This window comes from Methyloversatilis universalis EHg5, assembly GCF_000378945.1.
Taxonomy (GTDB): Bacteria; Pseudomonadota; Gammaproteobacteria; order Burkholderiales; family Rhodocyclaceae; genus Methyloversatilis; species Methyloversatilis universalis_A.
On the sequence record NZ_KB900539.1, the window covers coordinates 1,427,939 to 1,448,115 of the forward strand.

Below are 20,177 nucleotides of genomic sequence, written 5' to 3' on the forward strand. Positions count from 1 at the left end.
GGGACAGGAATGCGGGGACGTCTCCGTACGACGAGGTCGGTGGACGTTTGTTCAATATAACTTAGGTCACTAACTTAGGACACGACGCGCCGGCATGGCGTGTCATAGCTCACGACCCGCCGGCGCGTTGTGTTAAGCCCTGTCACAGGGCGGTGGCCCGGGCGTTCCTGCCCGCGCTCAGCGCGCCCGCTTCAGCACGCCGATCGGCGGCGCCCAGCCTTCGCCCGGCGCCTTCTTGCTGGTGACCAGCGTGAGCTGGGCCGGCGCGAACACGTTGGCGTTGTGGGTGACCGGGGTGGTGATCAGATACTGCGCCCGGGTTGCACCGAGGAAGCGGCCGACGCGATCGATGTTGGCCACGTCCAGGTGGGCGAACGGTTCGTCGATGAACACGAAGCCGCCCGGGCGGCTTTCGTCCATCAGCAGCGCGATCAGCAGGATGAGCGATTTCATCACCTGCTGGCCGCCCGAAGCTTCGCCGTCGTTCAGGCCGACCGCGCCCTTGCGGTCGAAGTCGAAACTTACGTCCAGCCCGGCCTGCGCCAGCGACAGGTCGTCGTTGTCCAGATGCGGCGTCGGGCAGTCCACGCCGACGCCGGCCAGTTCGCCCAGCGCACGCAGGTTCTTCGCGTACTGGCGCACCGTGGCGCGCAGCTTGGCGATGTAGGCCGAGCGCGCGTCGTCGGTCAGGCGCTGCGCGGTGGCGCAGTAGCCCTGGCGGGCGGCGTAGTCCTGTTCGCGCTTGGTCAGGTCGTCACGCAGCCGCTCGCGCAGCGTGAGCGCCGACGGATCGGTGATCCAGTCGCCGCGCGCCAGCAGCGTGCGCAGGCGTTCCAGTTCGCGCCGTGCGGCCCGGGCGTCGCCATAGCGTTCGGTGAGCTGGGCCAGTTCCTGCGGGTCCAGCCAGTGTGCGGGCATGCCGCGCCGGCGGCTGCGCAGACGCAGCAGCCGGCGCGCCTGGTCGGCGCGGCGCGGCGCCGATTCCTGGCTCAGTTCGCGCAGCCGGCGGCCGCTGTCGTCGATTTCCCGGCGCCGGCGGTCCGATTCGACCTCGATGCCGCGCAGGTTCTCGTTCAGCCGTTCGACCTCACGGCGCGCGCTGTCGCGGGCCGCCTCGGCCGCGTTGCCACGTTCGCGCGCAGCCGGCAGCGCCGCCGCAGCTTCGGCGAATTCGGCGCTGCGTGCGGCCAGCAGGCTGGCCGACTGCAGGCCGAGCAGGCGCGCGCGCAGACCGGCCACCTTCTCGCGTGCGGCGTCCAGTTTCGGGCTCAGCGCACGGCGCGCCGTGTCGAGCGCCGAAATGTCGCTGCCCAGCTGGGCGATGCGCGCCTGGCGGGCCAGTTCGCCGAAGTGGAATTCGCTCGGCCGGCCGAGATGGCGGGCGCCGCGTCTTTCCTTGTGATACGCGTCGCGGGTGATCCACTCGGCATCGCGCGGCAGGCTGCGCGCCGCTTCGGCGTCGTCGACGCGCTGCATGCGGTTTAGCAGGTCGCACAGCCAGCGCGGCACCGGGGCGGCGAAGCGCACCACCTCGGCCAGCGAGCCGGCGCGGGCGGCCGGCGCATTCTCGCGCTCGGCCACGATGAAGTGACGGAAGCGCGCGCGTTCGCCCAGCGCCCAGGCGGCGTGGCGGTCGTCCTCGCGTTCCAGCAGGATGAGGTGGCGATACGGGCGCAGCACCGCTTCCAGTGCCGCCTGCCAGGCGGCGTCGGTCACTTCGACCACGTCGGACAGCGCGCTGTGCGCGATGCCGGCTTCGTCGAGCTGGGCGCGGAATTCACTCACTTCGCGGTCGCTGGGCGCGCCCCGGCGCTCACGCGCGGCGCGCAGCGCTTCGGTTCTTTCCTCGAAACGCTGCACCAGCGCGCGCTCTTCGGCGGTCAGTTTCGCCACCGCCGATTCGGCGTCGGCGTGCTCGGCTTCCAGCGCCAGCGCATCGGCGCCGTGTTCGCTGGCGACCCGGTCGCGCAGCTTGCGCTCTTCGTCGAGCAGGCGCTCGATGTCGCGCAGCGCGTCGTGCGCAGTCAGCTGTTCGGCTTCGGTGGCCTTCTCGGTGGTGCGTGCGGCGTCGAGCGCGCCGCGGGCGGCGTCGCGTTCCGACTTCACCGTGTCGAGCCGGGCGGTGGCGGCGTCGTGGTCGAAGCGCAGCCGCCGCACATCTTCACGCAGCCGCGCCAGGCCGCTGCGTTCGCCCTCGGTTTCACGGGTCAGTTCGGCCACCTCCAGCCGCGGCACGATTTCCGATTCCAGCGCGTGCGCCTCGTCGCTGTGCTGCTTCCATTCGAGGTAGTTGTCGGCCTCCATGCGCTTGGCTTCGGCCTGGGTGCGCAGCCGGTCGAGGTCCAGACCGATGCTTTCCAGTTCGCGCTCGGCGCTCTTCTGTTCTTCGCGCGCGGCCTGGTAGTTGTCCAGCACCTCCTTGTCGCCGAACACGTCGAACACCAGATCGAGCAGCGCGCGCGGCGAGTATTCGCACAGCTTGTCGGTGTCGCCCTGTTCCAGCGACAGCACCTTGGCGATGGCCGGCGTCAGGCCGCCCCAGGCGAGCCGGTTCTGGTAGTCGCGCAGGCCGGCCCAGTCGCCGGCCTCTTCCAGCTGTTCGATTGCTACGTTGCCATCGACGATGGCGTAGTCGCGCGTCCAGTCGCCGCCAGCGCGCCGGATGCGGCAGGCCAGCGTCACTTCGTCGTGGATGCAGGGGAAGAAAGGGCGCTTGCCGGTGCCGCCCGGTACGTTGGCCACCACCGCGCGTATCCAGGCGAAGTCGCGGTCGGCGCGTCGCACGTAGCGGCGGTAGTCGCGCTTGCCGGAACAGCGCAGCGCGAACAGCGTGCGCAGTGCGTCGAGCAGCGTGGTCTTGCCGGAGCCGTTGGGGCCGACGATGGTGATGATCTGGGCGTCGAGCGGCAGCGTGAAGCGGCGCCAGAAGTCCCAGTGCACCAGTTCGAGTTGCTTGATGTGGAACATGGTCGTGGAGCGTCAGCGCAGGTGAGTGGGGCAGGGGAGCAGGGGCCGCGTCGTCATTCTTCGCCGTCCTCGTCGGCATGCGCCGCCTGCGCCTGTTCGAAGGCGTTGGCGGCGGGCAGGCGGTGGCCGGCTTCGGCCAGCACGTCGGCCAGCGTGCCGTGGATGACCCGGTCGGCCAGGATGCGGTAGTCGAGCAGCACGTCGAGCAGCGGGCCTTCCAGCACCTGACCGCCGCGCCGTTCGATGAAGCCGAGCCGCGCCAGCTTGCCGAGCGCGAAATTGAGCTTGGTCTTGCCGCCGAGACGGGCACCGAAGTCGGCCGCCAGCGACGCTTCCGACAGCGCGCCGGACACCGCCTCGCCGTGCTCGACCGGCGTTTCGGCGCCGAACATGTCGTTCTGGCCGTCGTCGTGCAGGCTGCGGCGGTTTACCTGGCGCTCGCGCTTGGGCAGCACGATGAGTGCCCAGATCACCATCAGCCAGGCCAGTTCGTCGCGGGTGAGGCCGACATTCGAGGCGGCGTATTCGCGGCCCTGACCGAACACCGGTTCGCGCATGTCTTCGGCCAGGCCGACCGCGATGTGGGCGGCATAGGGGTTGTCGAGCAGCTGCAGGCCGGCGGAGGCCAGCCGGTTGTCCAGCGCGTGGCGGAAGCTGTCATCGACCAGTGCGCGGCGGGCCAGCGCGTCGGCGCGCGGGATGGAGCGGTGTGCCAGCAGGCGGGCGGTGAGGGTGCGCAGTTCGGTTTCCATCGTCACTCCCGTCAATTCAGATTGGATTCGCCGGCCGTGGCACGACTTCGCCCACCGTGATGGCGGCGACGTTGTCGTCCTCGACCGGCTGCAGCTGTTCGCTGAAGCGCACGTCCACCGGCATGCGCAGGAAGTCGGCGATCGGGCCTTCGCCGGCTTCGCGCATGCCGTCGGCGTCGGCATCGCGCAGCAGGGCGAGCAGCGACATGCGGTAGGAGGCCTGGGCGAAACTGCCGCCGGGCACGATGTCGGCGAGCGCCGACGGGGCGGTCAGGCGGGCCATGCGCTGGCCGAACAGTTCGAGCAGGCGCAGGTCTTCCATCTGCGGCGCCGGCGCGATGGGCGCGTCGTCCGGTGCCGGCAGCACCGCGACAGCCGCCTCCGGCACCGGTTCGTTGGCGGCCGCCGGTTCGGCGCGGTCCAGCAGTTCGTGGCCGCCGGCCAGCAGCGTGAGGTCGGGGCAGGGCGTCAGCGTATCGGCGCACAGTCCGGCCAGCGCGGCGGCGTCCAGCCCGCGCAGCCAGCCGGCCACGTCGGATGACGAAATGCCCGAGCCGCCCAGCGTCACCCGCTGCGATTCGATCTTGTTCAGCGCGCGCTGGAAGGAGGCGTCCACCCGCGCCAGCCGCGACTGCGCCAGGCCGATGCGCTGGGCCAGGCTGGCGCGCTCGAACGGGATGTCCTCGTCGGCCAGCAGGTCGCGCAGCAGCGCGGTGCCGCGGTCCAGCCAGCGCGCGTTGGCGGCCAGCCGCCGGCGGGCGGACAGGATGCGGAATTCGGAGCCAGACGCGATGGCGTCCTCGAAGTGCAGCGTGAGGTCGTTCAGCTTGCCGAGCAGCTGCTGCAGCGCGTCGCCGGTGTCGCGGTCCACCGCCTGCAGGCCGGCCAGCTGGGCGGTCAGGAAGCCCAGTTCGGCGTCTTCCTCGCCCGACAGTTCGAGCAGCATCGTGAGCGCGGCACCGGCGTTGCGGCCGATGTCGGACAGCAGGTACTGGCCGTCCTCGAAGCGCAGCAGCGTGTGGTCGCGCAGCCGGCGCAGCACGGTTTCCAGCTTGACCGGATCGATGAAGGCGAAGCGTGCGCGCAGGCTGTCCGGCGACCAGCGCGGCATGTCGGCATTGCGGCCGATTTCGCCCAGCACCATCACGCGCATCAGCACTTCGGCCTCCGAGCCGTGGAACAGCGTGCTGAAGGCGCCCAGCAGCGGCCGGGCGCGCAGCAGGCGGTCCAGCTCGGGCACTTCATCAGCGTCGGTGCCGGCGGCCAGAAAATCGGCGAGGCCGGCGTGGGCGTTGTCGGTACTCATCTGTACAGCTCCAGCGCAGCGATGCGTGCGTCGATGTCGGCCAGCACCGCGCGGTAGCCCGGGGCGCCGACGCCGCCGAAGCGGCGGACGAACTCGGCTTCCGGCATGAATTCGGCCAGCCCGTCCAGCGGCGGCAGCAGCGCGTCCACCTTCAGACCGCCGGCCAGCAGTTTCGCCGGTTCGGCGTGGCCAGCCGCGATGCGTTCGCCCAGACGGGTGCCGGCGCGGTCGGCCAGCAGGTCGGTGAAGGAGAAGCCGCTGCCCGAACGGGCATCGCGCATTTCCTTGGACAGGCCGATCACCTGCGCCCATTGGCCGCCGGCCCAGGCGGCGATCAGTGCGGATCCCAGGTAGTGCTGCGCCATGTCCTCGCGCCCGCGCAGTGTGAGCACGGTGCGCGGCGCGGCTGGCCAGTCCGCCGCTTCCGGCAGCAGGGTGGCCGGGCTGCGGCCGGTCACGTGCAGCGTGAGCACCAGCAGCGCGCTGCGCTGTTCGGTCAGCAGGTCACCGCCGCGGGCGGCGCGCTGGCTGGCCCGGGCGAACAGCGCCTGCAGCGGCGGCAGCAGGCTGTTGCCGCGCTCGCCGGGTGTGGTCAGTGACTGGCGCAGCGCCGCGTGGTAGTCGGCCAGCCGTTCCGGTTCGCCCGGCGGCAGCAGGGCGCGCAGGCCCTCACGCGCGGCGCCGCGGCCGGCGCGGTCGTCGATGGACAGCCCGGCGCTGCTCAGCTGCGCGCCGCGCAGCGCCTGCGCGATCAGCGCCGGGTCGCCGTGGTAGCCGATGCGTTCGAGCACGCCCGGCAGCAGCATGCCGGCCAGACGCCGGGCCAGCGCCGGCGGCAGCGGCAGGTCGCCGATGCGCAGCCGGTCGAGCACCGGACCGTCCTCATCCATGCCCAGCTGCAGTTCGGTGTTCAGCCACAGGCCGGCGGGCAGGGCGGTGCTGCTGCGCAGGGTGCCGAGCGCGCTGTCGCCGCGGCCGGTCAGCGCCAGTTCGGCGCGGGTGGCAGGCAGCCGGCGCGCGGCCATCTGCAGCAGCACGCGCAGTTCTTCCGCCGACAGGGTGATGCGGCCCCGCTGGGTGCGTGCCTTGCGCGGGTCCAGCTCGCCGACCCGGCGCATCGCCGCATCGACCGACGCGGCGGACAGCGCCGGCGGCGCTTCCGCGATCGACGGCGCGCGATCCAGCCCTCGCCACAGCAGCAGGGCGAGTGCGACCGCACACCCGATGACGCCCAGTGCGACGCCGGACAGCACGGCGCGCAGCAGGAAACGCACCGTCAGACGCCCTGTTTCAGGCTGGCCTGGATGAAGCCGTCGAGATCGCCGTCAAGCACGGCCTGCGTATTGCCCACTTCGTGGTTGGTGCGCAGATCCTTGATCCGGCTCTGGTCGAGCACGTAGGAGCGGATCTGGTGACCCCAGCCGATGTCGCTCTTGGTGTCTTCCAGCGCCTGCTGGGCGGCCTGACGCTTGCGCAGTTCGGCTTCGTACAGCCGCGACTTCAGCATGGCCATCGCCTCGGCGCGGTTCTTGTGCTGCGAGCGGTCGTTCTGGCACTGCACGACGATGCCGGTCGGCACGTGCGTGATGCGGATCGCCGAGTCGGTCTTGTTGATGTGCTGACCGCCGGCGCCCGAGGCGCGGAAGGTGTCGACCCGCAGGTCGGCCGGGTTGATGTCGACCTCGATCGAGTCGTCGACTTCCGGATACACGAACACGCTGGAAAAGCTGGTGTGGCGGCGCGCACCGGAATCGAACGGGCTCTTGCGCACCAGCCGGTGGATGCCGGTTTCGGTGCGCAGCGTGCCGTAGGCGTACTCGGCGCTCACCTTGAGCGTGGCGCTCTTGATGCCAGCCACTTCGCCTTCCGACTCTTCCATCACCTCGACGCCGAAACCCTTGCGCTCGCAGTACTTCACGTACATGCGCAGCAGCATCGAGGCCCAATCCTGCGCTTCGGTGCCGCCGGCGCCGGCCTGGATTTCCAGGAAGCAGTTGCTCGGGTCCTGCGGGTTGTTGAACATGCGGCGGAATTCGAGGCCGGCGACGTCGGCTTCGATCTTTTCCTTGTCCGCCTCGATGGCGACCACGGTGTCCTCGTCCGCTTCTTCGCGGGCGAGATCGAACAGGTCACGGGTATCCGCCAGCCGGGCGTCGATCGACTCCAGCGTGCGCACCACCGCTTCCAGGCCGTGCTTTTCCTTGCCCAGTTCCTGCGCGCGCGCGGTGTCGTTCCAGACCGTCGGGTCTTCCAGCGCGCGTTCTACCTCTTCGAGCCGCGATGCCTTGGCATCGTAGTCAAAGATACCTCCGCAGTTCGCCGGCCCGCGACTGCAGGTCGGTCAGGTGATTGGCGATGGCGTTGAGGCGTTCTGCTTCCATGATGGGTACCGGCCGAATTGCGTAAAACCCGGCATTCTACCGCCGCAGGCGGCCGGGATGTTTTCCCTTGTTCCGACCGCCGGCCTGCCGCACCGTTCCGGGACGCCTTCCCGGTGGCCGCGCGGGCCGGTTTCCGGAGCTGATTCGCGGAAATCCTGAACCGGATGGCCCGGACCGCTCTCTATACTGCGCGACGCTGCCGGTCCGGCACTCGACAAGAAACGACGGAGGAATTCCCCAATGCAACTGAAGTCCGCATGCCGCGGCCTCATTTCGGCCGCCCTGTTTTCGATGATGGCCACTGCCGGTCTGGTGCAGGCGGCCGGTACCGCCTATGTGAGCAACCAGGAGGGCGGCATTTCCGTCATCGATCTGGCGAAGATGGAAGTGACCGGTGAATTCGAGGTCGGCGGCAAGGTGCCGCGTGGCCTGGGTGTGACCGAAGATGGCAAGACCCTGGTGGTGGCGGTGCGTGAATCCGGTGACATCGCGCTGATCGACATCGCCAGCGGCAAGGTGAACAAGCGCATCAAGATCGGCAAGAACCCGGAATTCGTCCGGGTGCGTGGCCACATGGCTTTCGTGTCCTTCGAACCGACGTCCAAGCTGGGCCCGCCGCCCAAGGGCGACAAGAAGGAGGAGAAGAAGGACGGTGGCAAGGAGGGCGGCCACGATGACGACGATGACGACAAGGAGCCGGCCAAGGTTGCGGTGGTCGATCTGCAGAAGGGCAAGGTACTGCGCAACATCGTCGGCGGTCCGGAAACCGAGGGCATCGAATTCACCGCCGACGGCAAGCGTCTGGTGGTGACCAACGAAGCCGACAATACGCTCACGCTGCATGACATCAGGACCGGCAAGCTGCTGAAGAAGGTCAATGTCGAGAAGTACGGTGCGCGTCCGCGCGGCATCAAGCTGTCGCCGGATGGCAAGACCTTTGTCGCCACGCTGGAATTCGGCAACAACTTCCTGGTGCTGGATGACAAGCTCACCCCGGTGAAGACCGTGGCCACCGGTCAGACGCCCTACGGCGTGGCCTTTGACCGCAAGGGTGAGCGCCTGTACGTCGCCACCGCGCGGGCCAAGGCGCTGGAGGTGTTCGACGCGAAAACCTTCGACAAGATTAAGGATGTGGCGCTGGACGCCGAGCGCTGCTGGCACTTCACCTTCACCCCGGACGAGGCGCAGATCCTGGTCGCTTGCGGTCGCTCGGATGCGGTGGTGGTGGTAGACACCCAGAAGCTGGAGGCGACCGGCCGCATTGCCGACAAGAAGCTGCCTTGGGGCATCGTCACCTGGCCGCGTGCGATGGGCAGCCTGGACGCGAACTGACGCGGTGCCCGTCCGGTCAGGCCGGACCTGTCTCAAGCCCGCCACACGGCGGGCTTTTTTTCGTCCGGCAATGCGCGTTGTCCCGATACTGAAACACGGCCGGCGCAGACTGGCCCGTCAAATCTTGATGTCATGAGGCGGGCGTGGACGAGCGCAGCATACGGCTGCCGGATGGGCGAAAACTGGCGTGGGCCGAGTACGGGGATCCGTTCGGCTACCCGGTCATCCTGTGCCACGGCGTGCCCGGATCGCGCCGCCAGGTGCCGCCTTTCGACGCGCTGACCAGCGAGCGCCACGCGCGGCTCATCGTGCCCGACCGCGCCGGCTACGGCCTGTCCGACTCAGCTCCCGGCTGGACCCTGACCGACTGGCAGTCCGATATGGCCGTGCTGGTCGAGCACCTGAAGCTCGGCGATTTCGCGGTTGGCGGTGTGTCAGGCGGCGCGCCCTTTGCCTGTGCACTGGTCGAGCGTTTCGGGGATCAGGTGTCACGGCTGGTACTGGTGAGCGGTGTGGCGCCCGGCTACGGCCTGCATGTGGGCATGCCGCTGCCGCACCGGATGGAAGCACGGCTGGTGTGGCTGGCGGTGCACATGCCGCGGCTCGCCCGTCTGGTGTTCGAGCCGCTGGCCCTGGTGGCCGCGCTGTGGCCGCGGACCTGGCTGGCCATCGTGCGTCATCTGGTCGGCGAATCCGACCGTGCCGAACTGGCGCGCCGCGACATCCACGACATGTTCTTCGACGACCTGCCGCGCGCCACCCGGCAGGGCGCGGCCGCCATCGTGCGCGATCTGGCGATTGCGGCGTCGGACTGGTCCCTGTCGCTGAACACCTACGGCGGTGCGGTGGAGATCGTGCAGGGCTGCGACGACCGCATCGTGCCGGCCGACTGTGCCAGCCGGCTGGCTTTCCTGTTTCCGCAGGCCAGCGTGCGGTTGCTGGCGGGCGAGGGACATTTCTTCGTGTTCAGCCGCTGGAGCGAAATACTGGCGGCGCTGATGGCCCGGCGCTGGCGGCACGAACAGGGCTGCACCGCAGGGCTGAGCGGCGGGTCCGAGCGACAGACGCCGGTTGTGCCGTAGTCCGAACAGACCACGAAAACGCGTTCAGGGCTTCAAGAGCCGGTCACCAACGCGCCGTATCGTGTGCTTCATCCCACTCTCATTCCGGAGATTCACGATGATCCGCACCTCGATGCTGTTGGCCGCCCTGCTGGCCGCCGGTTCCGCCCAGGCCGCACTGCAGACTGGCGATATCGCCTTCACCTCGTTCAACGCCGACGAAGACGGCCTGTCTTTCGTGGCGCTGGCGGATATCGCCGCCAACACCACCATCTATTTCACTGACAACGAGTGGACCGGTGCCGCCTTCAATAGCGGCGAGAGCTATAACCAGTGGAACTCCGGTGCTTCCGCTGTCTCCGCAGGTACCGTCGTGCGTCTTCTGGCCTACGACAAGACCACGCTGTCGGCGTCGGCCGGCACGCTGAGCCGCACTTCGGTGGCCGGCAATACCAACTGGGGTATTTCCAACTCGGGCGAAACCCTCTACGCCTATCTGGGCGGCAGCGCCACCACGCCTGCCACCTTCCTGGCCGCCATCACCAACGGTACCTTCGTCGCCGACGGTTCGCTCACCGGCACCGGCCTGACCGAGGGCACTTCGAACGCCATCCGTCTGACTGCCAAAGCGGGTGCCTCGTCGGAACCCGATTTCGCCCAGTACACCGGCACACGCACTTTCAGCAGCGTGGCCGCGGCGAAGGCGGCCCTGGGTGATCTGAACAACTGGACCATCGATACGGTGAACAACAGCGCCTCGGCTGCACTGGTGCCGAACACTACCGCTTTCCAGATCGCGGTCGTGCCTGAGCCGGAAAGCTACACGCTGATGCTCGCCGGCCTCGGCATGCTGGGCGCCATCGCCCGTCGCCGCCTGGGCTGATCGGCCGCCGGGTTTCACCCGGCTGCAACAATCGGCTGCAACAATCGCTTGCAAATCAGCGGCCCGCACGTCCTGCGTGCGGGCCGCTGCGTTCGAGTGCCCTGCCTGTTGCACCGCTTTCCACACGAACAAGGACGGCCTTGAGGCCGCCGCGCGAACCGCCCATGACCGACCCGCTCGCGAAGGATCAGATCGACGTGCAGCTGCTGCTGTTTACGATCGAAACATCCATCCGGGTGGTGAAGCGCTTCCAGTTCTTCCTGTGGACCCAGGGCTCGCTGCAGACCTTCCTGCCGCATGACACGCTGCTGTGCGCCTGCGGCGACTTCGAGCGTGGTGAATACACCGCTTCGGTGTTTTCTCGTTCGGTGCTGTCGCCGGAGTACGAGGCGCGCCTGACTGACCCGGCAGGCGGCCTGATCGCGCGACTGGTGGCCGACTGGCAGGCCGGCGGTCGCGAACCGCTGGTGCTGGGCGGTGCCCGTGGCCGGGCGCTGGCCCAGCTGCCGAGGGTGGCCGGCGTGGATCACGCGCTGGCGCACGGATGCCGCGAAGCACGCGGCGACCAGTCCACTTTCTTCGCGCTGCTGGGCATGCCGGATGCGCCGACCGACCTCGACGCGCGCCGCGTCGAACTGCTGATGCCGAATCTGCACCTGGCGCTTCTGCGCATTACCGAACACGAGCGGCGCGAAGGCAGCGAGCGCGTGGTGGGGCGCAGCGCGTCGCCGGTCACGCTGAGCGCGCGTGAGCTGCAGGTGCTGGACTGGGTGCGCGAAGGCAAGACCAATCATGAGATCGGGCAGATCCTGAATATCAGCCCGCTCACCGTGAAAAACCATATCCAGAAAATCCTGCGCAAGCTCGACGTGACCAACCGTGCCCAGGCGGTGGCCCGGCTCGCGGCGCTGCGCGCGCATGAAGTCGGCCGCGAGGCCTTCGGAGACGTCTGATGATCCGCCCGTTTTTCCGCTCATTGCTGCCGTTGGCCGGCGCCCTGTGTCTGGCGCCGGCAGGCGCACAGGAAGTACCGCAGGAATGGCAGGGCCGCTTTGCCGAACCGGTACGGACACGAGCCGCGGTACCGGTCACCGCGATGGAGTACGCCGACATCCGCCGCACCGGTGACGATGCTGGCCCGCGCAACTACCGCAGCGCCGATCACGCGCTGCTGTCGGCCGCACGCCGTGGTGACTGGGCAGGGGTGAACCGACTGCTCAAGGCCGGCGCAGCGCCGAACGTGCGCGATGCCTGGGGTGACAGCGTGCTGGCCCACGCTGCCGCCGCCGGCGAAACTGAAACCGTGCGCGCACTGCTGGCCGCCGGTGCCGACCCCGATCGCAAGGGCGCGTCCGGTTTCACGCCGCTGGGCGCTGCCGCGCTGGCCGGTCATCACAAGGTGGTGGCGCTGCTGCTGAAGGCGGGCGCTGACGTCGATGCGAAGAGCGCCAACGGCCATGTGCCGCTGATCGACGCGGTGCTGCTCGACCGCGACGAGGCGGTGGGGGAACTGCTGCGCGCTTCGCCTGACTGGCTGAATACCGAACGGGAGCAGGGGCGCCACGCGCTGTCGCTGGCTGCTTCGCTCGGCCATCTGCGGGTGCTGGACCGCCTGCTGGCCGCCGGCTTCGACCCCAATCTGCCCGACCGCGCGGGTTTCAATGCCTTGTACTGGGCGGTGTTCCGCAAGCAGCGTCTGGCAGTGGCTCATCTGCTGGCCTCCGGCGCCAATCCGGGCGCGATGTCGACCGACATCTACGACTGAGCGGGCGCATCCGCCCACGCCGGAGCGGATAGCCGCCACCCGGGCGGAACACAGTGGCCGTCTTCCGCGACACCGGCGCGCCGCTTCGGGCGCAGCCATGCCGCGCTGCGCAACGGGCGCCGGTGGCCGGCTCCGGAGGCCGGGTGTTACCATTGCTCGGTTTTTTCCCCACGTCCGCCGTACCGGTTCCCAAGGTCGAACACATGGTGTCTTCCAGTCAGGTGGCCGAACACGTCCGTTCGGTGCACGCCATCATCAGCCGCCCGCAGCGTCCGTCCGGTCATGAACTGGTGGCGCGCTCCTGGCTGCGCTGCTTTCACGAACTGGCACTCGATCCGGCTGCCGAGGACGCGCCGCCGCCGCTGGCCCCTCAGGCCTGGCGCGAGCGGGGCGACCGGCTGGGCGATGTGATGGACAGCGCGGTGCCGGAAATGCAGACCCTGCACCGCCAGCTCGACGACCCGAATTCCGCGCTGGTGCTGGCTGACGCCGAAGGCGTCATCGTGAGCATCGTGCGCCACCCGGGCTTCGCCCGCGAGGCCTCACTGCGCGGGCTGGTGGAAGGCGCGCGCTGGAGCGAAGATGTTCAGGGCACCAACGGCATCGGCACCGTGCTGGCCGAGCGCCACTCGCTGGTCATTTCGCGCGAAGAACATTTTTTCGCCCGCCACACCGACATGGTGTGCGCCGGCGCGCCGATCTACGACGGCGTGGGCGAAGTGGCCGCCATACTGGCTGCCTGTTCCCTCTCGCCGGGCGGCGCCCGCGCGCTGCGTGCGCTGGTCGAACGTTCGGCCCGGGTGATCGAGCACCGCGCCTTCCGTGCCCGTCACGCCACCGACTACATCATCCGCTTCCATGCCCACGCCGGCCGCGTGCTGACCGCGGTTGACGGTCTGCTCGCACTGACGCCGGAAGGCGAGGTGATCGAAGCCAATCACACCGCCTTCGAACTGCTGTCGCCGGACGGCGAGGCGCTGCTGGGCCGCGAAGTGACCGAGTTCTTCGGTCAGTCGCTGCCGGAACTGCTGTCGCGCACCTTCCGCGCCGGTTTCCATCCGCTCACGCTGTCGATGCCACAGCACCAGACCTGGTATCTGCTGGCGCAGCAGCCTGCGCGCAACCGCGCCCAGTCCGGCGCGCGCGGCGATTCTGGTTCGGCGGCCCAGGCGCTGGCCGAGCTCGATCTGGGCGATCTGCGCATGGCGGGCAATGTGCACAGCGCGATGCGCATCCTCGACCGCGACATTCCGCTGTTGATCGCCGGCGAAACCGGCACCGGCAAGGAAGTGTTCGCACGCGCCTTCCATGCCTCCAGCCAGCGCGCGCGCGGCCCCTTCGTCGCGATCAACTGCGCGTCGCTGCCGGAAGCGCTGATCGAATCCGAACTGTTCGGCTACAAGCAGGGCGCCTTCACCGGCGCCAACCGCGACGGCCGTCGCGGCAAGGTGCTGCAGGCCGATGGCGGCACGCTGTTCCTGGACGAGATCGGCGACATGCCGCTGCAGCTTCAGGCGCGCCTGCTGCGCGTGCTGGAAGAGCGCAAGGTGACGCCGCTGGGCGGCGAGAATGCGGTGCCGGTCGATCTGCAGCTGGTGTGTGCCACCCACCGCGATCTGCGCGCCATGGTGCGCGACGGCAGCTTCCGCGAAGATCTGTACTACCGCCTGCGCGGCATGGAAGTGACGCTGCCGCCGCTGCGCGAACGCACCGACCGCCGCGCGCTGATCGAGCGCTGCCTGAACGAGGAAGGCGCCGGCCGTCATCCGCCGGTGCGTCTCGGCCAGGCGGCGATGCAGGTGCTGGACCGCTACCGCTGGCCGGGCAATATCCGTCAGCTGCGCTACGTGCTGCGTACGCTGGTCGCCATGTGCGACGGCGGCGAAATCACGCTGCGCGACATGCCGGCCGAACTGATGGACGCGCCCGAGCCGATGCCGGCGCCGCCGGTGGCCGCACTGCCCGCGGCCGACAGCCACGCCGATGTGCCGCCGCCGTCGCCGACCAGCCACCTCAATCCGCTGCAGTCGGCCGAGCGCGACGCGCTGCTGGCCGAACTGCGCCGCCACCGCTGGAACATCGCCGGCCTCGCCCGCGAGCTCGGGGTGAGCCGCAACACCGTTTACCGCAAGATGAAGCGACTGGACATCGATACCGATACGCAGGCGGGTGATGGCTACTGACCCGCGCCTGAACGACATTCCGGATGAAGCGGAAGTCCTGCCCGATGCGCGCATCGCCTGGGGGCTGACTGGCTCCGGCCACTTTCTGAAGGAATCGCTGGAATTCGCTGACACGCTGAGCGGCATCGACCTGTTCCTGTCGAGCGCCGGCGAAGAAGTGCTCAACATGTATGGCTACCCGCTGGTCGACATGAAGAAGCGCTACCGCATCTTCCGCGACAGCACCGCCAGTGCGGCGCCGGTCGGGCTGTTCTATCAGGGGCAGTACCACACCGTGGTGATCGCGCCGGCCACGTCCAATACCGTGGCCAAGTGCGCCAGCGGCATTTCCGACACGCTGGTGAGCAATATCTTTGCCCAGGCCGGCAAGCTGCGCATCCCCATCATCGTGTTCGCCTGCGACAACGAGCCGGTGGTGATCACCGAATCGCCGAGCGAATGGGTGACGCTGTACCCGCGTGCCATCGACCTGGAGCACACCGCGCGTCTGTCCGGTTTCGAGGGCGTCACTGTGGTGAAGAACGTCGAAGAACTGCAGGTCGCCCTCAGGCAGCGGCTCGCGGCGGTCCAGCGCTGAGCGGGCGCTGCGGCGACCGCCCCCACCGACATGGCTGAACAGCAGGTCCCCTCCGGCGAGCCCATCCCTGGCGAACGCATCCCCGGCGAACGCATTCTTTTCCTGACCGGGCATCTGGCGCTCAAGAGCCTGCACCGGGTGCTGGACGACATGCTGCCGCTGCCCTTCGAGCCGCGGGTGCTGGACATCGGTATCAATGTCGCCGGCCTGATGACCGCTGACCTGATACGCCGGCGCCTGCCGGTCGATCAGGTGCAGGCCGACCGCATCGTCGTGCCCGGCCGCTGCCGTGGCGACCTCGACGCACTGGCGCAGCACTACGGCGTGCCGGTGCAGCGCGGCCCGGATGAGGTGAAGGACCTGCCGATGCACTTCGGCCGCAAGGCGAAGAAGCGGGTGCTCGACCGGCACGACGTGCTCATCTTCGCGGAAATCGTCGATGCGCCCCAGGTCGATGTCGATGCGGTGCTGGCCACCGCGCGCCGTTACCGCCGCGACGGCGCGGACGTGATCGATATCGGCTGTCTGCCGGACACCGACTTTCCGCATATGGAAGACTGCATCCGCGCGCTGAAAGCCGAAGGCTTCCAGGTGAGCATCGATTCGCTGAACACCGATGACCTGCTGCGCGGCGCGCGCGCCGGCGCCGACTATCTGCTCAGCCTGAAGAAGAGCTCGCTGTGGGTGGCCGACGAGGTCGACGCCATTCCGGTGCTGATCCCGGACACGCCGGGCGACCTCGATTCGCTACGCGAGGCGGCGGACATCATGACCGCGCGCGGTCTGCCGTTCTACGCCGACCCCATCATCGAGCCCATCCACTTCGGTTTCACCGCGTCCATCGTGCGCTATCACGAGCTGCGGCGGACCCATCCGGACATCCCCATCATGATGGGGGTGGGCAATCTGACCGAACTGACCGACGCCGACACCAGCGGCATCAACGCGCTGCTGTTCGGCATCATTTCGGAACTGCGCGTCGGTGCGGTACTGGCCACCGAAGTGAGCCCGCACGCCCGCCGTGCGGTGAAGGAAGCGGATATCGCACGTCGCGTCATGTTCGCCGCGCGCGAGGACAACGCGCTGCCGCGCGACTATTCCGGCGAGCTGATGACCACCCATCAGCGCCGTCCTTTTCCGGACTCGCCGCAGGACATCGCCGACATCGCCGCCACAGTGCGCGACCCCAACTTCCGCATTCAGCTCAGCGAGCAGGGCGTGCACATCTACAACCGCGACGGCATGCAGGTCGGCACCGACCCGTTCGCGCTGTACCCGGGCCTGAACGTTGCCGACGACGGCGCGCACGCCTTCTACCTCGGTGTCGAACTGGCGCGCGCGCAGATCGCCTGGCAACTGGGCCGCCGCTACGCGCAGGACGAGGAACTGGACTGGGGCGCCGCAGTCGAGAAGAAGGCGCAGGACCTGATGGCGCATTGCGCGCCCGGTACTACGCTGCAGCGCAAGGCGAAGCGCAGGCCAGCCGATGCTGACCCGGCACCGCCGGACGACACACAGGACCAAGCATGATCTGGGAAACCATACTGACCACCGTGGACGTGCAGGGCCGCACCCACATCACGCCGCTGGGCGTGCGCGAAGAGCGCGGCCTCACCGTGCTCGCGCCTTTCCGGCCGTCCGGCACGCTGGACAATGTGCTGGCCACCCGCATCGCGGTGGTGAATTTCACCGATGACGTGCGCGTGTTCGCCGGCGCGCTGACCGGTCGCCGCGACTGGCCGGTGCAGGCTGCCGAGAAGATAGGCTGCGCCCGGCTGGTAAACACGCTGGCCCACCGCGAACTCGAACTGGTCGAGGTCGAGGAGGACGAAGTTCGCCCGCGCCTCTACTGTCGCACCGTGCATGAAGAGAGTCACGGCGTGTTTCCCGGCTTCAATCGCGCACGTTCGGCAGTGATCGAAGCGGCCATCCTGGTGAGCCGGCTGCACATGCTGCCGATGGAAAAGATCGACGCCGAACTGGCCTATCTGCAGATCGCCATCGACAAGACCGCCGGCCCGGCCGAACTCGAAGCCTGGGGCTGGCTGGTCGAACGCATAGACGCACACCGCGCCGGAGTGCAGGCGTGATCCGCATGCTGGCCAGCGTGCGTAACCTCGACGAGGCGCGCATCGTGCTCGAAGCCGGGGTGGATCTGATCGACCTGAAGCAGCCGGCCGACGGCGCGCTCGGCGCACTGCCGGCAGAGGTGATCCGCGAGGTCGTCGACTTCGTCGCCGGCCGTACGCTCACCAGCGCCACCGCCGGCAATGTCGAGCCGGACGCGCAGGCGGTGCAGAGCGCGATGGCGCGCATTGCCGCGACCGGTGTCGATTACGTGAAGGCCGGACTTTTCCCCGGGAACTGGCAGCAGGGCGGGCGCGACTACGCCGCCGTGCGTGCCTGCCTGCGCGGCCTGACGCCGCTGGCCGGCGCCCGCCGCATTGCGGTCATGTTCGCTGATCTTTCGCCACCGCTGGCACTGGTCGATGCGGTTGCCGATGCCGGTTTCGATGGCGTCATGGTCGATACCGCGCTGAAGACCGGCCACAGCCTGCCGGACGTCGCCAGCACCGAATGGCTGTCCGGCTTCGTCGAACGCGCCCGCGCGCGCGGCCTGCTGTGCGGGCTCGCGGGCTCGCTGCGAGTGACCCACATCCCGGCGCTGGCGCAGCGGTGCCCCGATTACCTCGGCTTCCGCGGTGCGCTGTGCGCCGGCCAGGCACGCGCGCAGGCACTGGACGCCCGCGCAGTGCTGGCCGTGCGTGAAGCACTGGAAAAGGTGCAGCGCCTGGCGGCGTGAGGCGCGGTCGGCGCAACGCATGAGTCGCTAAACCCCTTATGTGGGAGGTTCGCCCTGCATGGCGAACCTGCCTCGCAGGGGCGACGCACTACGTCGCTAAACCCCTTATGTGGGAGGCTCGCCCTGCATGGCGAGCCCGCCTCGCCGGAGCGACGCAGTGCGTCGCTAAACCCCTTGGGTGGGAGGTCGGCCCTGCATGGCCGACCCGTGTCGCCGGAGCAGCGCACTGCGTCGCTAAACCCCTTATGTCGGAGGTTCGCCCTGCATGGCGAACCCGCCTCGCGGGGGCGACGCATGCGTCGCCTCTATCCCGCGAGGCCCCACTGCGCGCATTTGCGTTCTATGGTTTTGCGTGACACGCCAAGCTGGCGGGCGGCTTCGGACTTGTTGCCGCCGCAGGCGGCGAGCACATCGAGGATGTGCTTGCGCTCGACGTCTTCCAGCGCCGCGGCCGGTTCTGTGGAGCGGGGCGGCGTGAGCGTGCCGAAGGCATCGGCCGGGAAGTAACCGAGGATGAGCGCGCGTTCGACCAGATTGCGCAGCTCGCGGATATTGCCCGGCCAGTCGTGCGTGGCCATGCGCGCGGCGGTGTCGCGGTCGAGCGGGATCGGTGCCACGCCCAGCCGCGACGACAGCTGGGCCATGAAGTGGGCGACCAGCAGTTTCACGTCCTCGCGCCGTTCGCGCAGCGGCGGAATGGTGACGCGCATCACGTCGAGCCGGTAGAACAGATCCTGGCGGAAACGGCCGGCGCGTACTTCGCTGGCCAGATCGCGGTTGGTGGCGGCCACCACGCGGATATCGACCGGCACTTCGCGCGACGAGCCGACCGGGCGGATCATGCGGTCTTCCAGCACCCGCAGCAGCTTGGTCTGCATGGCCGCAGGCAGTTCCGAAATTTCGTCCAGGAAGAGGGTGCCGCCCTGGGCGTAGAACAGCAGGCCGGGATTGTTGTCCTGCGCGCCGGTGAAGGCGCCCTTTACGTGGCCGAACAGTTCGGACTCGATCAGTTCGGCGCTGATGGCGCCACAATTGACCGGCACGAAGGGCGCGACCGCGCGCGGGCTCATCTGGTGCAGCGCGCGGGCCGCTACTTCCTTGCCGACGCCGGATTCGCCGGTCAGCAGCACGGTACTGGGCATCGCCGCGGCGCGCCGCAGCACGCTGGCCAGTTCGCGCACCGGCTGCGATTCACCCACCATGCCTTCCACGCCCTCGGTCTGGCGCGCGATTTCCCGGCGCAGCACGTAGTTCTCTCGAAGCAGGCCGGCGCGGTCGAAGCAGCGGCCGACCGCGTTCATCATCTGGTCGATGCGGAAGGGCTTGAGGATGAAGTCCGATGCGCCGGCGCGCAGCGCGTTGATCGCGGTTTCGATGTCGGCGAAGGCGGTGATCAGGATGACATCGCACTGATGGCCCTGATCGCGCAGCTCGTTCAGCCATTCCAGTCCGCTGCGGCCGGGCAGCGAAATGTCGAGAATGATGAGGTCGAAGTGCAGTCGCGCGAACAGCTGCTGCGCGTGCTCGACGCTGCCGGCGGTTTCGACCAGCCCGCAGCGCGGGCCGAGCGCGCGGCTGATGAAGCTGCGCATGCCTTCCTCGTCATCGACGACGAGTACCGAGTACTGCTGCCAGTCGCGCTGGCTGTCGCGGGAAGCGGATGAGGGCGCGCGGGCCGCGCTCATGCCGGCCGCTGGACGACGATGAGAATGTTGCAGGGCGCTTCCTCGACCAGCGAAGCGCCGACCGAGCCCTTCCACCAGCGTTCCAGCCTGGAGGCATGGTGGGTGTGCCCGATCACGATCAGATCGACTTTCAGTTCGCTCGCCAGACGACCGATTTCGCGCACCGCGTCGCCGGTCACCAGATGCCCTTCGGCGGTGACGCCACGCGCCTTCAGCTGTTCCAGCCCTTCCTTCAGCACTTCGGAGAAGCGCTCGTTCTCCTCTTCCTGAGGCACGTCGGCGACGAAACCTTCGGCGACGAACAGCGTGGCAGCAATCGGGGCTACCGCAAGCAGATGGATGTCCGCATGCAGCAGATCGTTGATTTCCGCGCATTCGAGCAGGGCACGGCGACCGGATTCAGAGCCGTCGTAGGCGAGCAGTACCTTGTTGTACATGGTCCGTCTCCTTCTGAAAGATGGCGTTCAGGCGCCGCGGCGCAG

General features: G+C 68.6%; 17 protein-coding genes. 10 read left to right on the forward strand and 7 right to left on the reverse strand.

All coding sequences use genetic code 11. From position 1 onward, the window contains the following. Nucleotides 1–177: 177 nt before the first annotated feature. The 5 genes from METUNV2_RS0106640 to prfB all read right to left on the reverse strand — a co-directional run bounded on the left by METUNV2_RS0106640 (nt 178) and on the right by prfB (nt 7,406). Nucleotides 178–2,967, reverse strand: a complete 2,790-nt coding sequence (locus tag METUNV2_RS0106640) for an AAA family ATPase (RefSeq protein WP_018228707.1) — start codon at nt 2,965–2,967, stop codon at nt 178–180. 53 nt (nt 2,968–3,020) lie between these two features. Next, nucleotides 3,021–3,719, reverse strand: coding sequence for a hypothetical protein (locus METUNV2_RS0106645; RefSeq protein WP_018228708.1), 699 nt, complete (start codon nt 3,717–3,719; stop codon nt 3,021–3,023). Between the two features lie 16 nt (nt 3,720–3,735). Further along, nucleotides 3,736–5,025 carry a hypothetical protein gene (locus METUNV2_RS0106650; RefSeq protein WP_018228709.1) on the reverse strand — a complete coding sequence of 430 codons (1,290 nt, stop codon included), beginning with the start codon at nt 5,023–5,025 and terminating at the stop codon, nt 3,736–3,738. After that, nucleotides 5,022–6,299 carry a hypothetical protein gene (locus METUNV2_RS0106655; RefSeq protein WP_018228710.1) on the reverse strand — a complete coding sequence of 426 codons (1,278 nt, stop codon included), beginning with the start codon at nt 6,297–6,299 and terminating at the stop codon, nt 5,022–5,024. Before METUNV2_RS0106655 ends, METUNV2_RS0106650 begins: the two co-directional genes overlap by 4 nt. A 2-nt stretch (nt 6,300–6,301) precedes the next feature. Continuing rightward, nucleotides 6,302–7,406, reverse strand: a protein-coding gene (prfB, locus tag METUNV2_RS0106660; protein ID WP_157281328.1) for a peptide chain release factor 2 whose coding sequence is annotated in 2 segments (ribosomal slippage) — nt 6,302–7,324 and nt 7,326–7,406 — 1,104 coding nt in all. Because the reading frame shifts where the segments join, the coding sequence is not laid out codon by codon here. A gap of 240 nt (nt 7,407–7,646) precedes the next feature. On the opposite strand from prfB, the gene METUNV2_RS0106670 reads away from it, so the two are divergent. From METUNV2_RS0106670 to METUNV2_RS0106715, 10 genes are all read left to right on the forward strand, one after another. Beyond that, the gene (locus tag METUNV2_RS0106670; protein WP_018228712.1) at nt 7,647–8,738 is read left to right on the forward strand and encodes a YVTN family beta-propeller repeat protein; all 1,092 of its coding nucleotides are present in this window, start codon (nt 7,647–7,649) and stop codon (nt 8,736–8,738) included. Between the two features lie 143 nt (nt 8,739–8,881). Beyond that, nucleotides 8,882–9,820 carry an alpha/beta fold hydrolase gene (locus METUNV2_RS0106675; RefSeq protein WP_018228713.1) on the forward strand — a complete coding sequence of 313 codons (939 nt, stop codon included), beginning with the start codon at nt 8,882–8,884 and terminating at the stop codon, nt 9,818–9,820. Between the two features lie 97 nt (nt 9,821–9,917). Further along, the gene (locus METUNV2_RS0106680) at nt 9,918–10,682 is read left to right on the forward strand and encodes a PEP-CTERM sorting domain-containing protein (protein WP_018228714.1); all 765 of its coding nucleotides are present in this window, start codon (nt 9,918–9,920) and stop codon (nt 10,680–10,682) included. A gap of 164 nt (nt 10,683–10,846) precedes the next feature. After that, a complete protein-coding gene (epsA, locus tag METUNV2_RS0106685; RefSeq protein WP_018228715.1) occupies nt 10,847–11,635 on the forward strand; it encodes an XrtB/PEP-CTERM-associated transcriptional regulator EpsA in 789 nt (262 codons plus the stop codon). Next, entirely contained in the window at nt 11,635–12,447 is an 813-nt protein-coding gene (locus METUNV2_RS0106690) for an ankyrin repeat domain-containing protein (protein WP_018228716.1), read from the forward strand. Before epsA ends, METUNV2_RS0106690 begins: the two co-directional genes overlap by 1 nt. Before the next feature lie 203 nt (nt 12,448–12,650). After that, entirely contained in the window at nt 12,651–14,630 is a 1,980-nt protein-coding gene (locus tag METUNV2_RS0106695) for a sigma-54-dependent Fis family transcriptional regulator (protein ID WP_026187937.1), read from the forward strand. Next, entirely contained in the window at nt 14,620–15,207 is a 588-nt protein-coding gene (locus METUNV2_RS0106700) for a flavoprotein (protein ID WP_018228718.1), read from the forward strand. Before METUNV2_RS0106695 ends, METUNV2_RS0106700 begins: the two co-directional genes overlap by 11 nt. A gap of 30 nt (nt 15,208–15,237) precedes the next feature. Then, entirely contained in the window at nt 15,238–16,737 is a 1,500-nt protein-coding gene (locus tag METUNV2_RS0106705) for a DUF6513 domain-containing protein (protein WP_018228719.1), read from the forward strand. Then, a complete protein-coding gene (locus METUNV2_RS0106710; protein WP_018228720.1) occupies nt 16,734–17,297 on the forward strand; it encodes a DUF447 domain-containing protein in 564 nt (187 codons plus the stop codon). Before METUNV2_RS0106705 ends, METUNV2_RS0106710 begins: the two co-directional genes overlap by 4 nt. 5 nt (nt 17,298–17,302) lie before the next feature. Further along, entirely contained in the window at nt 17,303–18,010 is a 708-nt protein-coding gene (locus METUNV2_RS0106715; RefSeq protein ID WP_036271181.1) for a (5-formylfuran-3-yl)methyl phosphate synthase, read from the forward strand. A gap of 305 nt (nt 18,011–18,315) precedes the next feature. Here METUNV2_RS0106715 and METUNV2_RS0106720 read toward each other — a convergent pair whose 3' ends face one another. Both METUNV2_RS0106720 and METUNV2_RS0106725 read right to left on the reverse strand, forming a co-directional pair. Beyond that, a complete protein-coding gene (locus tag METUNV2_RS0106720; protein WP_018228722.1) occupies nt 18,316–19,695 on the reverse strand; it encodes a sigma-54-dependent transcriptional regulator in 1,380 nt (459 codons plus the stop codon). Then, on the reverse strand, nt 19,692–20,132 hold the full coding sequence (locus METUNV2_RS0106725) for a universal stress protein (protein WP_018228723.1): 441 nt from the start codon (nt 20,130–20,132) through the stop codon (nt 19,692–19,694). Before METUNV2_RS0106725 ends, METUNV2_RS0106720 begins: the two co-directional genes overlap by 4 nt. Nucleotides 20,133–20,177: the final 45 nt, after the last annotated feature.

Excerpts from the sequence above, each read along its gene's own strand:
- METUNV2_RS0106640 (WP_018228707.1), bottom strand. The coding sequence starts at position 2,967 with ATGTTCCACATCAAGCAACTCGAACTGGTGCACTGGGACTTCTGGCGC.
- METUNV2_RS0106645 (WP_018228708.1), bottom strand. The coding sequence starts at position 3,719 with ATGGAAACCGAACTGCGCACCCTCACCGCCCGCCTGCTGGCACACCGC.
- METUNV2_RS0106650 (WP_018228709.1), bottom strand. The coding sequence starts at position 5,025 with ATGAGTACCGACAACGCCCACGCCGGCCTCGCCGATTTTCTGGCCGCC.
- METUNV2_RS0106670 (WP_018228712.1), top strand. The coding sequence starts at position 7,647 with ATGCAACTGAAGTCCGCATGCCGCGGCCTCATTTCGGCCGCCCTGTTT.
- METUNV2_RS0106680 (WP_018228714.1), top strand. The coding sequence starts at position 9,918 with ATGATCCGCACCTCGATGCTGTTGGCCGCCCTGCTGGCCGCCGGTTCC.
- epsA (WP_018228715.1), top strand. The coding sequence starts at position 10,847 with ATGACCGACCCGCTCGCGAAGGATCAGATCGACGTGCAGCTGCTGCTG.
- METUNV2_RS0106690 (WP_018228716.1), top strand. The coding sequence starts at position 11,635 with ATGATCCGCCCGTTTTTCCGCTCATTGCTGCCGTTGGCCGGCGCCCTG.
- METUNV2_RS0106695 (WP_026187937.1), top strand. The coding sequence starts at position 12,651 with ATGGTGTCTTCCAGTCAGGTGGCCGAACACGTCCGTTCGGTGCACGCC.
- METUNV2_RS0106700 (WP_018228718.1), top strand. The coding sequence starts at position 14,620 with ATGGCTACTGACCCGCGCCTGAACGACATTCCGGATGAAGCGGAAGTC.
- METUNV2_RS0106705 (WP_018228719.1), top strand. The coding sequence starts at position 15,238 with ATGGCTGAACAGCAGGTCCCCTCCGGCGAGCCCATCCCTGGCGAACGC.
- METUNV2_RS0106710 (WP_018228720.1), top strand. The coding sequence starts at position 16,734 with ATGATCTGGGAAACCATACTGACCACCGTGGACGTGCAGGGCCGCACC.
- METUNV2_RS0106715 (WP_036271181.1), top strand. The coding sequence starts at position 17,303 with ATGCTGGCCAGCGTGCGTAACCTCGACGAGGCGCGCATCGTGCTCGAA.
- METUNV2_RS0106720 (WP_018228722.1), bottom strand. The coding sequence starts at position 19,695 with ATGAGCGCGGCCCGCGCGCCCTCATCCGCTTCCCGCGACAGCCAGCGC.
- METUNV2_RS0106725 (WP_018228723.1), bottom strand. The coding sequence starts at position 20,132 with ATGTACAACAAGGTACTGCTCGCCTACGACGGCTCTGAATCCGGTCGC.